The organism is Streptomyces sp. NPDC104202 (genome assembly GCF_055584185.1).
Map to the genome: position 1 here is coordinate 1 of NZ_JBVJMN010000108.1, position 11,528 is coordinate 11,528.

The following is an 11,528-nucleotide window of genomic DNA, read 5'->3' on the forward strand; positions in this document are numbered from 1 at the left end:
CCCCCCCAACGCCCCCCCCCCCCCCCCCCCCCCCCCCCCCCCCCCCCCCCCCCCCCCCCCCCCCCCCCACCCGCCCCCCCCCCCCCCCCCCCCCCCCCCCCCCCCCCCCCCCCCGGTGCCGGTGGGGGGTGGGTCAGCAGGCGACGGTGGAGGCGACGCGGGTGATCTGGCCGCCGGTGCCGCCGCCGACGCCGGCCTCGGCGTTCTGGCGCTCCAGTTCCGCGGCGGCCTTCACGCTCTCCTTGAGCTGGGACACGGAGGTGATGCGCTCGGCCTTCGCGGGTGCGGCGGCCTCGCTGGTCGTGGCGGCGACGGCGGTGACGAGACTCGCCGCCAGAAGGGCGGCGGCGCCGGCGGCCGCCGTCTTGCGGGTCGAATGGCCCATTGCGTGCTCCTGTCTCACGGTGAACGGAACCAGGAGCGTAGAAGCGCGGGACGGGGACGAACGGCACTGTGGGGCAGCAGTCTTCCGGCAGATCGCGATCCGGCCGGAACCGGGGTCCGAGGTGAGCTAGAAAGATCCGCATGGAACTCACGCAGATACGGCTGTTGGTGTCCGACTTCCCCGCCGTCTACCGCTTCTACCGGGACGTCCTCGGCCTCAAGCCGCAGTTCGAGGCCGAGACCGGCCCGTACGCCAAGTTGAGCCCCGACACCGGGGAGGCCGCCATCGCGCTGCAGGACCGTGCGCAGATGGCCGGTGTGGTGGAGCGGCTGGGCGTCGCGCCGGAGGGATACCGCTCGCTGATCGTGCTGCGGGTGGACGACCTCGATGCCACGCACGCCGAACTCGGCTCGCGGGGAGCCGAGTTCGTCAGCGAGCCGGCGGCGATGGGCGACCGGATGCGTGTCGCCCGTCTGGCGGACCCGGAGGGGAATCTGATCGAGCTTCAGGAGTGGCGGGTGCCGCGCGGGCAGGCGGCCGCCGGCACCGCGTAGGCGCACGGGGCGGTCGAGGTCCGGCCGGAGCCGGGCCTCGACCGCCCCATCCCGGTGTCAGCGGGCGCCGAAGACCTGGGTCCAGTACGGGCCGCCGGAGGTGTGGATGCCGACGCCGATCTCCTTGAAGTCGCAGTTGAGGATGTTGGCGCGGTGGCCCGGGCTGTTCATCCAGGACTCCATGACCTGTTCGGGGCTGCTCTGGCCCATGGCGATGTTCTCGCCGTAGGTGGACCAGGGGTAGCCCGCCGCGGTGACGCGGTCGCCGGGGCTCGCCCCGTCGGGGTTGGTGTGGTCGAAGAAGTCACGGGCGGCCATGTCGTCGGAGTGTCCCTGCGCCGCCTTGGTGAGGGTGGCGTTGGCCGTGAGGGCACCGCAGCCGGCCTTCGCACGTTCGGCGTTGACGAGGGCGATGACCTGGTCGGCCGCCGAGGACTGGCCGGAGTCGTGCTGGGTGCCGCCGCCGGGGCCGTCGTCGGTGCCGCCGGTGGGGGCGGTCCTGGACGGCGCGGGGGTCGTGGGGGCGGGGGCGGCCTTGGTGGGGCGCTTGGGCGCGGGAGTGGCCGTGGTGGGCCGGGGGGCCTTGCTCGGGGTCGCGGTGGCCGGCTTCGGGGCGCCCGGCGTCCGCGTCGCGGAGGCGGACGCCGAGGGGGAGACGGAGGTGGTGGACGGGGAGGCGGTGAGGGTGCCGGGCTCGTTCGCCAAGGGGAGGTCGAGGCCGGGGGCCGCGGCCCGGTTGGCCTCCAGGAGCTCCTCGTCGCCGCCGCGTCCGGCGTTGAGCGTGAAGGCGCCGCCGGTGACCGCGACGACGGCCAGGCCGGCCGCGACCACCGCGCGGCGGCGGTTGCGCTCGTCGGTCTGGCGTCGGCGCCGCCGGGCGGCCCGCGTGCTGCGTCGCCCGGCCTCTGCGAGGGTGGCGTCACGCCCCCCGGGCACGGCGTGGCCGGCCGCGTCGGGGAGGACCGCGGCGAACGTCTCGGTCGGGGCCATGGCGTCGGGCACGGCCGTGCCGGCCGCGGCGAAGCGGCTCGGGCCCCCGGCCGCCGAGGCGTCCGGTCCGAAGGTGCCCGCGGCGGCCGCGTACGCCGGGCGCGTGGCATCGGGCGTCACGGCGGTGAACCCGGTGGCGCAGTGCTCGCAGTGGGCGGTGTGCCGGGCCAGCTGGTCGCGCCACCCGGCACCGGGCAGGCCGTCCCAGGCGGCGGTCTGCTCGTCGAGGACGGGGCAGCGGGGGGACTGGGCGAGCGCGGTGGTCACCGTGTGGGCCGCCTCCAGACGGACGCGTACCGTCTCCAGCCGCATCGCCGCGTCCTGCAGGGACCAGTTCAGGGCCGCCGCGGTCTCGTAGCGGCTCAGGAGCCCCTCCTGCTCCAGCGACCAGAGCGCCGCCATGACGGCGTCCTCCGCGTCGAGCCAGAGCCGGGGGTCGAAGAGGCCCGAGACCGGGACGGGGTGCGCGGGGAGGCCCGCCGCGTGGGCGAGGGTGGCCGCGACGCCGATCCCGACGAACCAGGGGCGGAACGCGTCGGGCGACGGAAGGGTGCCCAGCGCGAACTCCGCACGGCTCAGCGTGTCGCGCACGATCGCGTACACGGCGACGTCCGCGCCGGGGCGGCCGTCGAGGGCGCGTGCGGCGAGCGCGTGGGCGAGAGGCTGGTAGGCGCCGACGAGCTGCTCCCGCGCCCAGGTGTCGCCGTACTGCGCCGCCCGTATCAGCTCCGCATCCGTCAGCTGCTCAAAACCCGTGGTCCGCTGCACGCTGTCCGTCCTTCACTTGCCTCTTGTGGAGTTCCTTGCGCAGGGGAGAGCCTCCGCCCCGGACCTGGATAACGGAAAGAGGGAAAGCTGCGGTATGACGTGGGTCACATGAGGCCGTCGTGTGTCAGCGCGTCACGTGGTACTCGTTCCCCCCGGCGTCCAGGTACTCGCCGGGTGCGCGGTCCGTGCGGGTGAGCTCCGGACGGAGCCTGTTCCGTGCGGTCTTGGGCGCGGCGGGCGGTCCCATGACGAGCGAGACCGTGCTGACGGGCGTCCTGCGCAGCCGGAATCCCCAGTCGTGGGAGTCGAGGGAGGGCCAGCCGGCCTCGGCGTGCCAGTGGGTCTCCTGCGCGGGCCGGTCCTCCTCCGCGAGGTCGAGGCAGATCGCGACGAGGCCGGAGTCGGCGAGGACGCCGTGGTGGCCGGGGCGCAGGACGCAGAACTCGTTGCCCTCCGGGTCGGCGAGGACGTCCCAGGGGACGTCCCCCTGACCGATGTCGGCCCGGGTCGCGCCCAGGTCGAGCAGCCGCGCGACCTCGGCCTCCCACTCCGGCCCCCCGGCCAGATCGAGGTGGAGGCGGTTCTTCTGCGCCCCCTTGGGCCGCGAGGTCGGGACGAACCGCAGCCGCAGCCCGTCCGTCCGCCCCTGCGTCGCGTCGTCCCAGAACTGCTCCATGCGCGCCACGTCCAGCGCGTCGATCACGATCCCCGTCAGCATGCCGTTCCCCCCAGTCGATCCGTGACCCGCCGATTGTCGCCGTACGGGCGGCGGCGCGCCGGTACTCCGTGATTTCCGCGCACGCGGCACCCGGCGGCGGACGGGTCGACCCGCGGCACGGTCCTGCGGCGCACGGGGGCGCCCGGGGCCCGGGACCGGGTCTCGTCAGTCCGCGTGCCGGAGCCGCAGGAGGTAGGTGGCCGTCAGGGCGACGGCGCGGTCCTCGTCGTGCGCGAGCTCCGCGAGGGCTCGGGTCGCCGCGGGGCCCGGGATGGCGGCGAGCGCCTGGGTCAGGCGTCCGCGAGCGGGGGCGCCGGTGGCGTCGTCGGCGATGCGGTCGACGAGCGCCGCCGCGATGCGGTCGGCGGTGGCGTCGCCGTCCGCCAGGACGCCGAGGGCGTCGGCGGCGTCGGTGTCGTTCCTGCCGTCCGTGATCATGTCGAGGAGTGTCGGGAGCGCCGCGGCCACGCCCTGGGAGCCGAGGGCGAGGGCGGCGTGTCCGCGCACCGTGGCGTCCGGGTGGGCGAGGGCGCGCCGCAGGTGGGCGACGGCCTCGCCGCCGGGCAGGGCGGCGAGGGTGCGGACGGCCCGTTCCCTCACCGCGGGCTCCGGCGAGTCGAGGCCCGCCGCGAGGAGGTCCGGACCCCCGTCGCCGGAGCGGGCCAGGGCCCAGCGCAGAGCCCCTGCGACGTGCGGGTCCGCCTCGCTCAGGGCGGCCTCGACCAGAACCTCGACGGGCACGGGGACCTCGTCGGCCGAGGAGAGGGCCGCGCGCTGGCGCGCGTCGGCGCTGGGCGAGCCCAGGGCCTGGAGGAGCGCGACGACCCGGAGGGCCTCCTCCCAGCCGGCGGGTCCGGCGGCGTCGATGCGGCGCAGCCGGGTCAGCAGCTCGGTCTCGGCCTCGATGCGTGCGCGCGTCTGGCGGATGAGGTCGCCGACGAGCGCCGCCGGGGTGAAGCCGGGCTCGTCGAGGGCGCGCCCGATCTCCTTCAGCGACAGGCCCAGGGACCGCAGGCTCTCGATGTGGAAGATGCGCCGGATGTCCTCGTCGGCGTACTCCCGGTAGTTGGAGCCGCTCCGGCCCGAGGGCAGGACCAGGCCGAGCGACTCGTAATGCCGGAGCATCCGGGCGCTCACCCCGGACCGTCGCGCCACCTCACCGATCAGCACGCCCTAGTGTCCCTCGCCGCCGGAACCGCCGAGGGCCACGACGCGCTTCGCCTCCTCGATCGCGGACTCGAAGCCCGTGTCCGGGTCGCGCAGCAGCCTTCGGGTCGCGAGCGCGTGGGTCCGGACCTCCGGGTCGACGGCCTTCTCCGCCTCGGCCAGGGCGGGTTCGACGGCCTCGCCCAGTCCGACGAGTGCCCTGCTGAGGCTCAGCCGCGTCTCCCGGCCGCCCCGCCCGAGCTGCGTCGCGAGCACGGAGGCCAGGACGCCCTCCTCGCCTTCCGGTACGAGCAGCGCCGCGGCCCGCCAGGCGCTGCGGGCCACCTCGTCGTCGGGGTCGCACAGCAGCGTCCGCGTGATCGCCGGCCAGGCCCTCCGGTCGCCGATCTTGGACAGCGTGTGCAGCGCCTGGCTCCGTGCCTGGGTCCGCTCCGAGCCGAGCTCGCGCAGCAGCCCGGGAAGCGTCAGGGCCACCGGGTGCCGGGTGAGTGCCCACGTCAGCATGTCGCGCACGAAGAACTCGGGCTCGACCGCCGAGCGTTCCACCAGCGTGGCGACGGAGCGCGGGTCGGGCGTCGTGCCGACCGCCAGCGCGGCCCGCAGCCGTACGGACGAGCGGTCGTCCTCCAGCGCCCGGAGCGCCGCCGTCAGATCCACGTGCTGTCCTGTGGTCGTCATCGTGACCACCTCCTCGACGAGCAGTGAAAGCCTTGTCACCGTGTCAAGGTCAAGCGCGGGACCCCTGGGCGTCCCCGTGGGGCGATGGACCGGTGGCCGGTCGGGCGAGGGCCTCCGTCGCGGGCGCGAAGGCCCTCTCCGGCGCCGGAAGGCGCCGTTCGGCGTCCGCCGGCCGTCGTCCGCTCGCCCGACCGGACGCCGAACGCACCGGTGCCCTGGGGCGCCCATCCGCTGATCACTATACCCCTAGGGGTAATTTTCAGGAGCTTCACACCGATCGAGACCGGCACGAGCTCGATACCCAGGGGGGTATTTGACTTCGCCAGGACACCCCTTTACGGTCGAGTACGTACATACCTAGGGGGGTATCCGGCAGGGACGGATGCCCCGCCACGGGAGGCGAACCCGACGGCCCCCGGGCCCCGGACCTCGCCGTACCCGAACCGCACCCGCCCCGTCGCAGCGGGCGTGCCGCCGCCCGTCGGCCCGGCGCGCCCGCACCCGACGCGAGGTGCGCGTCCTTCACGAAGGGATTGCCGTGTTCTTCAGCCAGTACTACCTCGACTGCCTCTCCCAGGCGTCGTACATGATCGCCGACGAGACCACCGGGCAGGCGGTGGTCGTCGACCCGCGCCGGGACGTCTCGGAGTACCTGGCGGACGCCGCCGCGCACGGGTTCACCGTGGTCGGGGTGATCAACACGCACTTCCACGCGGACTTCGTGGCCGGGCACCTGGAGATGGCGGACGAGACGGGCGCCTGGATCGGTTACGGGCGGCGCGCCGAGACCGAGTACGCCATCCGCACGTTCTCCGAGGGCGAGCGGATCTCCCTCGGCGACGTGACCCTGGAGATCATGGAGACCCCCGGGCACACTCCGGAGTCCATCAGCGTCCTCGTGTACGAGCACGCGGACGACGACGTCCCGTACGGCGTCCTCACCGGCGACGCCCTGTTCATCGGCGACGTCGGCCGCCCCGACCTGCTCGCCTCCGTCGGCGTCACCGCCGAAGAGCTCGGCGCGATGCTCCACGACAGCGTCCACGACAAGCTGATGGGCCTGCCCGACGAGGTCCGCGTCTTCCCCGCGCACGGCGCCGGATCGGCGTGCGGCAAGAACCTCTCGACCGAGAAGCAGTCGACGATCGGCGAGCAGCGCGCCACCAACTACGCCTGTGCGCCGATGAGCCGGGAGGAGTTCGTGGCCCTCGTCACCGCCGGCCAGCCGGCCGCGCCGGGCTACTTCGCCTACGACGCCGACCTCAACCGCAAGGACCGACTCCGCTACGACTCCTCGGCGGCGCCGCGCCCCCTGTCGCTCGCCGCGTTCGGCGCGCTGCGGGCCTCCGGGGCCGTCGTGGTGGACGCGCGCGATCCCCAGGAGTTCGCGGGCGGCCACCTGACGGGCGCGGTGAACGTGCCGGCCGACGGCCGGTTCGCCGAGCAGGCCGGCACCGTGCTCGACCCGGCCGACGAGCTGGTCGTCATGGCGCCGCAGAACCGCGAGGAGGAGGTCGTCACCCGCCTCGCCCGCATCGGCTTCGACCGGGTCGCCGGCTACCTGCGCAACCCCGAGGACGCCCTCACGGCGCTCGCCGACGAGGTCGCCCCGGCGAGCCGCGTGACGGCCGCGCAGCTGCGCTCGGCCCTCGCGCGCGAGAACGCCCCCGTCGTCGTCGACGTCCGCACCTGCGGCGAACGTGCGGCGAACGGCTTCATCGCCTCCGCCCTGCACATTCCGCTGAGCGAGCTGCCCGCGCGCAGCGCCGAACTGCCCGCCGACCGGCCCCTCGTCCTGCACTGCGCCGGCGGCCACCGCTCCTCCATCGCCGCCAGTCTCCTGCGGCACCGGGGCTTCACCGACGTCTCCGACATCCTCGGCGGATACGCCGCTTGGGCCCTGACGGCCGACACCGCGGAGAAGACCGACGGCACCGAGCCCGCCCGGTCCTGACAAGGCGCGTCCCGGGCCCGTCGGCCCCCCACGCGCCCGGCCGAACCCGACGACCGGGCATCCGCCCGGCACCGACCGCCGCCGGACCGCTCCACCCCGTCCCCCGCGTGACCGACTCAGCAGGGCCCTTCACACCCTCCTCAATACCCCCCCGGGTATTTACTCCCTGTTCTCGGAAGGAACCGGAACCCCATGAGCACCACCCCCGCCCCCTCCCCCGCGCTCACCCCGGCCGTGCTGCACCGGCTCGTCCAGGAGGGGCGGGCACCACGCCTGCTCGACGTGCGCACCCCCGCCGAGTTCCGTACGGCGCACATCCCCGGCTCGTCCAACGTGCCGCTCGCCACCCTGCGCGCACACCGCGCCGCACTCCTCCCCCACCTCGACGCGGACGTGGTGCTCGTCTGCCGCTCCGGCGCGCGGGCCTCGCAGGCCGAGAAGGCGCTGGCCGAGGGGGGCCTGCCGAACCTCCGCGTCCTGGACGGCGGCGTCGTCGCCTGGGAGGCGGCCGGCGCGCCCGTCACACGGGGCCCCGAACGGTGGGACATGGAGCGGCAGGTGCGGCTCGTCGCGGGCTCGATCGTCCTGGCCACGGGGGTCGCCGGAGTGTTCGTGCCGGGCGCCCACCTGATCGGCACCGCGATCGGGGCCGGCCTGACCTACGCGGCCCTCAGCAACTCGTGCGCCATGGGCGTCCTGCTGTCGAAGCTCCCCTACAACCGCGGGCCGCGCCCCGACATCCGCTCCGTGATCGCGGAGCTGCGGAGCGGGTCGTGACCGCCCTCGTCGTCGCCGCCTCCCTGCTCGTCGGCGTCACCCTCGGCGCCCTCGGCGGCGGCGGATCGATCCTGACCGTACCGATCCTGGTCTACCTCGCCGGCCAGGACACCAAGGAGGCGATCGCGACCTCGCTGTTCGTGGTCGGGGTCACCAGTCTGGCCGCGCTGGCCCCGCACGCCCGCGCACGGCGGGTGCGCTGGCGGACCGGCCTCCTCTTCGGCGCGTTCAGCATGGCCGGTGCGTACGGCGGCGGCCGGCTGGCCGAGCACGTCCCCGACACCGTCCTGCTCGTCTCGTTCGCCCTCATGATGCTGGCCACCGCCTTCGCGATGCTCCGCACGTCCCGCGGCAAACGGAGCGCGCCCCGGCCCGCCCAGGGCGACCCCCGCCTCCGGCTCATCGCCTTCGAGGGGCTCGCCGTCGGCGCGGTGACGGGCCTGGTGGGTTCCGGCGGCGGCTTCCTGGTCGTCCCCGCCCTCGCCGTCCTCGGCGGCCTGCCGATGGGCATCGCCGTCGGCACGTCCCTCCTCGTCATCGCGATGAACTCCTTCGCCGGCCTCGCCGGGCACCTCGCCGGCGTGCAGATCGACTGGCCCCTCGCGCTCACCGTCACCGCCACCGCGGTGGCCGGCAGCCTCGTCGGCGGCCGGCTCGCGGGCCGCGTCCCCCAGGACGTGCTCCGCAGGACCTTCGGCTGGTTCGTCGTCGTCATGGGCGCCTTCGTCCTCACCCAGCAGCTCGGCACCGCCCTGTGGACCCAGCCGCTCACCTGGGCGGCGCTCGGTCTGACCCCGGCCGCGGCCCTCGCCGTCCGGCTGTGCCGCGGCCGGCACGCGACCCACACCAGGCCGGCGGAGGCGATCGCCTCCGCATCGGGAGAGGGCCACGGGTCAGGCCGAGCGCCGTGATGCGGCACACGCCCCCATCCATACCCCTTGGGGTATTCTTGTCGGGGGATGAAGGAGGATGTCGTGCAGGTGGACGAAGAAGCGGTACGGCCTGTCCTGAACCGCCTGCGGCGGGCCCAGGGCCAGTTGGCAGCGGTGATCACGATGATCGAGGCCGGTCGCGACTGCAAGGACGTCGTCACCCAGCTCGCCGCCGTCTCCCGCGCGCTCGACCGGGCCGGCTTCAAGATCGTCGCCAGCGGCATGCGGCAGTGCCTCGCCGACGACTCGGACGCCCCGCCCATGTCGGAGGAGGAGCTGGAGAAGCTCTTCCTCACACTCGCCTGACGACGCCCTCCCCCGTCCTTCCCCGCGACGCCCGCGTGCGGTCGGCACGTGCGGAGAAGGTCTCCCCCGTGACACGACCGAGCCCGTGGGGCGGGGAGGGCCCGGAGCCCCGAGGTCTCAGAACTCCAGCGCGTGACCGGTGGTCACGTCCACATGTTCCGGAACCTCGTCGTGCCGCTCGCCCACGGTCGACGTCCCCGACGGCTCGAACATCAGGATCGCGGCGCCGGACGGGGCGTACGGCTTGTGCTCCGTGCCCCGGGGGACGGTGAAGACCGACCCCCTCGGAAGCGAGACCGTGCGCTCCCCCTGCGGCTCACGCAGGGAGAGGGACAACTCACCGTCGAGGACCAGGAAGAACTCGTCGGTGTCGTCGTGCGCGTGCCAGACGTGCTCACCCTCGACCTTGGCGATGCGGGCGTCGTAGTCGTTGACCCGGGTCACGACGCGGGGGCTCCACAGGGCGTCGAAGGAGGCCAGGGCCTCCCGCAGGGGAATCGGTTCGCTGCTCATGGACCCATCCTCCGCCGGTCCGCACCGCCGGGGAGAGTGCTAGGAATCGCACATGACGCAAGATTCCTCGCACGTCCCGCACCGGGCGGGCGTCCACCGGGTCGTCGTGATCGTCGACGAGAACTCGAACCCCTTCGAGCTCGGCTGCGCGACCGAGGTCTTCGGGCTGCGGCGACCCGAGATCGGCCGCGACCTCTACGACTTCGCGCTCTGCTCCCCCGAGCCCCGCACCCTCATGCGGGACGGCTTCTTCACCCTCACGGGAGTCGCCGGCCTGGAGGCGGCCGACACCGCCGACACCCTGATCGTCCCCAACCGCCCCGACGTCGACGTGCCCCGTCGCCCCGCCGTGCTCGACGCCGTCCGCCGGGCCCACGCGCGCGGCGCACGACTGGTCGGCTTCTGCAGCGGCGCCTTCACGCTGGCGGAGGCCGGCGTCCTCGACGGCCGGCGCGCCACCGCCCACTGGCAGTGGGCGGCCTCCTTCCGCACCCGCTTCCCCTCCGTCCGCCTGGAGCCGGACGTCCTGTTCGTCGACGACGGCGACATCCTCACCGCGGCGGGCAGCTCCGCCGCCCTCGACCTCGGCCTCCACCTGGTCCGCCGCGACCACGGCGCCGAGGTCGCCAACTCCGTCAGCCGCCGCCTCGTCTTCGCGGCCCACCGGGACGGCGGGCAACGGCAGTTCGTCGAGCGGCCCCTCCCCGACCTGCCCGACGAGTCCCTCGCTCCCGTCCTCGCCTGGGCCCAGGAACACCTGGACTCCCCCCTCACCGTCGCCGACCTCGCGGCGCGCGCGGCCGTCAGCCCTGCGACCCTGCACCGGCGCTTCCGGTCCCAGCTCGGCACCACACCCCTGTCCTGGCTCACGGGAGAACGCCTCGCCCTCGCCTGCCGGTTGATCGAACGCGGCGAGGCGCGCCTGGAGATGGTCGCGCGACGCAGCGGCCTCGGGACGGCCGCCAACCTGCGCACCCTGATGCGCCGAGAGACCGGCATCACGCCCTCCGCGTACCGGCGCCGCTTCGGCCCGGCGACGAGGTGACCGCGGCGCCGCCGGCCGTCACGGGGCGGGCCCCGCCGCACCCACCGCCCGACGGCACGCCCGGCTCCCCCGCGGGACTCCGGGCGGGGCGGAGCGTCTACGGTCGGGGCATGACCGTCTCCCGACCGCGCCCGCACCGGCCTCCCCGTCGGCACCCGTCCTCGTACCCGGGGCGGGCTCCCCACCCGCGCACGCGCGTGGCCCGACCCTCCGTCCCCTCTCCCCGCCCCACGTACTGACCCCGTCACGCCCCTGCCCCCCTCCCGCGTCCACCCAGGAAGCCCCTCACCGTGCTCGTCGCCCGCTCCATCGCCCTCTTCGTCGTCGCCGCCCTGTTCGAGATCGGGGGCGCCTGGCTCGTCTGGCAGGGCCTGCGGGAACACAAGGGGTGGGTCTGGATCGGCGCCGGCGTCATCGCCCTGGGGCTGTACGGGGTGGTCGCCACCTTCCAGAGCGACGACGACTTCGGCCGCATCCTCGCCGCGTACGGCGGCGTGTTCGTCGCCGGCTCGATCGCCTGGGCCATGGTCGCCGACGGCTACCGCCCGGACCGCTACGACGTCGTCGGCGCCCTCGTCTGCCTCGCCGGCATGGCGGTCATCATGTACGCCCCCCGCGACAACTGACGGCGCGACGTCCGCCTCCGGGCCTAGGGCCTGTCGTCACCATCCCCTCGTTGCCCGAAGGGCGGCCCTGCGGCGTCTGGTGCGTGCTCTCGGTGTGCCGGGTGGAAGTGCTCGT

At 74.7% G+C, this 11,528-nt stretch carries 13 protein-coding genes; 7 read left to right on the top strand and 6 right to left on the bottom strand.

From position 1 onward, the window contains the following. Window positions 1-133 precede the first annotated feature (133 nt). Window positions 134-385 (bottom strand): hypothetical protein, encoded by a 252-nt coding sequence (locus ACZ60W_RS36480; protein WP_469759704.1) that lies wholly within the window; start codon window positions 383-385, stop codon window positions 134-136. Window positions 386-525: 140 nt separating this feature from the next. On the opposite strand from ACZ60W_RS36480, the gene ACZ60W_RS36485 reads away from it, so the two are divergent. Beyond that, the gene (locus tag ACZ60W_RS36485) at window positions 526-939 is read left to right on the top strand and encodes a VOC family protein (protein WP_469759705.1); all 414 of its coding nucleotides are present in this window, start codon (window positions 526-528) and stop codon (window positions 937-939) included. A gap of 57 nt (window positions 940-996) precedes the next feature. Here the strand turns inward: ACZ60W_RS36485 and ACZ60W_RS36490 are convergent, their stop codons facing one another. The 4 genes from ACZ60W_RS36490 to ACZ60W_RS36505 form a co-directional block, all read right to left on the bottom strand. Then, window positions 997-2,697 (bottom strand): CAP domain-containing protein, encoded by a 1,701-nt coding sequence (locus ACZ60W_RS36490; RefSeq protein WP_469759706.1) that lies wholly within the window; start codon window positions 2,695-2,697, stop codon window positions 997-999. Window positions 2,698-2,821: 124 nt separating this feature from the next. After that, entirely contained in the window at window positions 2,822-3,415 is a 594-nt protein-coding gene (locus ACZ60W_RS36495) for a VOC family protein (RefSeq protein WP_469759707.1), read from the bottom strand. Window positions 3,416-3,580: 165 nt separating this feature from the next. Continuing rightward, window positions 3,581-4,585, bottom strand: a complete 1,005-nt coding sequence (locus ACZ60W_RS36500) for a HEAT repeat domain-containing protein (protein ID WP_469759708.1) — start codon at window positions 4,583-4,585, stop codon at window positions 3,581-3,583. 3 nt (window positions 4,586-4,588) lie between these two features. Next, a complete protein-coding gene (locus ACZ60W_RS36505; RefSeq protein WP_469759709.1) occupies window positions 4,589-5,260 on the bottom strand; it encodes a HEAT repeat domain-containing protein in 672 nt (223 codons plus the stop codon). A gap of 538 nt (window positions 5,261-5,798) precedes the next feature. Here ACZ60W_RS36505 and ACZ60W_RS36510 point away from each other — a divergent pair. The 4 genes from ACZ60W_RS36510 (at window position 5,799) to ACZ60W_RS36525 (ending at window position 9,229) form a co-directional block, all read left to right on the top strand. Then, window positions 5,799-7,214 (top strand): MBL fold metallo-hydrolase, encoded by a 1,416-nt coding sequence (locus tag ACZ60W_RS36510; protein WP_469759710.1) that lies wholly within the window; start codon window positions 5,799-5,801, stop codon window positions 7,212-7,214. Between the two features lie 192 nt (window positions 7,215-7,406). Then, window positions 7,407-7,991 (top strand): rhodanese-like domain-containing protein, encoded by a 585-nt coding sequence (locus ACZ60W_RS36515; protein WP_469759711.1) that lies wholly within the window; start codon window positions 7,407-7,409, stop codon window positions 7,989-7,991. Continuing rightward, window positions 7,988-8,902 (top strand): sulfite exporter TauE/SafE family protein, encoded by a 915-nt coding sequence (locus ACZ60W_RS36520; protein WP_469759712.1) that lies wholly within the window; start codon window positions 7,988-7,990, stop codon window positions 8,900-8,902. Before ACZ60W_RS36515 ends, ACZ60W_RS36520 begins: the two co-directional genes overlap by 4 nt. A 63-nt stretch (window positions 8,903-8,965) precedes the next feature. Continuing rightward, the gene (locus ACZ60W_RS36525) at window positions 8,966-9,229 is read left to right on the top strand and encodes a metal-sensitive transcriptional regulator (protein ID WP_469759713.1); all 264 of its coding nucleotides are present in this window, start codon (window positions 8,966-8,968) and stop codon (window positions 9,227-9,229) included. 117 nt (window positions 9,230-9,346) lie between these two features. Here ACZ60W_RS36525 and ACZ60W_RS36530 read toward each other — a convergent pair whose 3' ends face one another. After that, complete coding sequence (locus ACZ60W_RS36530; RefSeq protein WP_469759714.1) at window positions 9,347-9,742, bottom strand: cupin domain-containing protein; 396 nt, start codon at window positions 9,740-9,742, stop codon at window positions 9,347-9,349. A 52-nt stretch (window positions 9,743-9,794) separates the two neighbouring features. Here ACZ60W_RS36530 and ACZ60W_RS36535 point away from each other — a divergent pair, with 52 nt between their 5' ends. Continuing rightward, complete coding sequence (locus ACZ60W_RS36535; RefSeq protein WP_469759715.1) at window positions 9,795-10,787, top strand: GlxA family transcriptional regulator; 993 nt, start codon at window positions 9,795-9,797, stop codon at window positions 10,785-10,787. A gap of 290 nt (window positions 10,788-11,077) precedes the next feature. Then, window positions 11,078-11,413: a YnfA family protein gene (locus ACZ60W_RS36540; RefSeq protein WP_469759716.1), complete on the top strand. Its 336-nt coding sequence runs from the start codon at window positions 11,078-11,080 to the stop codon at window positions 11,411-11,413. Window positions 11,414-11,528 lie beyond the last annotated feature (115 nt).